The sequence below is a fragment of the Micromonospora sp. NPDC007230 genome (assembly GCF_042869115.1).
In the GTDB taxonomy this organism is placed as follows: Bacteria; Actinomycetota; Actinomycetes; order Mycobacteriales; family Micromonosporaceae; genus Micromonospora.
This window is the reverse complement of the sequence record NZ_JBIAFE010000072.1, coordinates 1-1948: the sequence shown is the minus strand read 5'-3', so window position 1 is coordinate 1948 and position 1948 is coordinate 1. Positions and strand designations below refer to the sequence as shown.

The following is a 1948-nucleotide window of genomic DNA, read 5'->3' as shown; positions in this document are numbered from 1 at the left end:
AACCACCCACACACCCCCATCGACGACCTCAACATCCTCCTACCCAACGAACACCACCAGATCCTCACCACCTGGAACAACACCACGAGCGACCACACCCCCACGACCCTCATCCAGCGCTTCGAGCGCCAGGTTTCCGAAAGCCCGCACGCCATCGCCGCGACCGACGGGGCCACCACACTCACCTACGAGCAGCTCAACAGCCGCGCCAATCAGCTGGCCAATCACCTCGGCCTGGGGCCCGGCGCTACAGTCGCCGTCGCCCTGCCCCGCACGGTCGACCTGCTCGTTGCCCTGCTGGCCATCGGCAAGACCGGGGCCGCCTATCTCCCCATCGACCCGGACCACCCCGCCACCCGCATCCAGCAGCTGCTCGACACCGCCCGCCCGGAGCTCCTCATCACCACCACCGGGGGCGGTGTGCCCGCCACCACCGCGACCCTCTACCTCGACCGGCCGGACGCCATCGCATCCGTGGCCGCCCAGCCCACCACCAACCCGCCCACCAGGACACACCCCGACAACACCGCGTACCTCATCTACACCTCCGGTTCCACCGGCCGGCCCAAGGGCGTCATGGTGAGCCGGCGAGCGCTGGACAACTTCCTGGACGACATGGACGCCCGGCTGCGGCTGACCCCGGCGGACCGGCTTCTCGCGATCACTACGGTGAGCTTCGACATCGCGGCCCTGGAGCTCTACGTGCCGCTGTTGGCCGGCGCGTCCGTCGTGCTGGCCCCGCGGAACGTCGTGCAGAGCCCGGCCGAGGTCGGCGCCTGGATCCGGAAACACGGTGTCACGGTGGTGCAGGGCACGCCGTCCTGGTGGAGCACCGCAGTGACCGAGCCGGCCATGGCCGGCGTGCGGATGATCGTCGGCGGCGAGCTGCTGCCCGCCGACCTGGCCGGCGAGATGTGCGGAAACAGCGCCGGCGTGACTGTGATGTACGGCCCGACCGAGGCCACCGTCTGGGCGACCTCCATCGAGTTGACGCCCGGTGCGCGGGTGACCCTCGGCCGCCCGATCCAGAACACCCAGGTGTACGTGCTGGACCGGCGCCTCCGGCCGCTGCCACCCGGCGTCCCCGGCGAGCTCTACCTAGCCGGCGTCCAACTCGCCCGCGGCTACCACAACCGCCCCGACCTCACCGCCGAACGCTTCACCGCCAACCCGCACGGCACCCCCGGCAGCCGCCTCTACCGCACCGGCGACCTCGCCCGCTGGCTCCCCGACGGCACCCTAGACTTCCTCGGCCGCGTCGACCACCAGGTCAAACTCCGCGGCTTCCGGATCGAGCTCGGCGAGGTGGAGAACTGCCTCGTTCAGCATCCGGCGGTACTCCAGGCGGCGGTGCTCGTCCGCGAGGACCGGCCCGGCGATCAGCGTCTGGTGGCGTACGTGACGGCCGACGAGACCGATCCCGACCGGCTGCGGCGGCACGCCGAGGAGCGGCTGCCCGACTACATGGTTCCAGCGGTGTTCGTGCTGCTGGACAGCCTGCCCGTCTCGGCGAACGGCAAGATCGACCGCAAGGCCTTGCCCGCGCCCGAGACCCCGGCCGGCAGCGGCGGACGCGCCCCGCGGACCCCGGCCGAGACGGTGCTCGCCGAGCTGTTCGCCGAGGTCCTCGGCACCACCGGCGTGACCATCGACGACAACTTCTTCCACCTCGGCGGGCATTCACTGCTCGCGACCCGGCTGGTCAGCCGGATCCGCACGACGCTGAACGCCGACCTGCCGACCAGGGCCATCTTCGAGGCCCCGACCATCGCCGCGCTCGCCACCCGCCTGACTGGCACCGACCGGCCGACGCTGACCGCCGGGACCCGCCCGGCCACACCCCCGCTGTCCTTCGCGCAGCGCCGGTTGTGGTTCCTGGCTCAGCTCGAGGGGCCCAGTGCCACCTACAACCTGCCGAACGCGCTGCGGTTCGACGGGCCGGTCGACC

The 1948-nt window shown here is 71.5% G+C and carries 1 protein-coding gene; it reads left to right on the top strand.

Annotation, left to right across the window (positions count from 1 at the left end; all coding sequences use genetic code 11):
• On the top strand, positions 1-1948 hold a 1948-nt coding region (locus ACFYML_RS36545), incomplete at both ends, for an amino acid adenylation domain-containing protein (protein ID WP_387425007.1).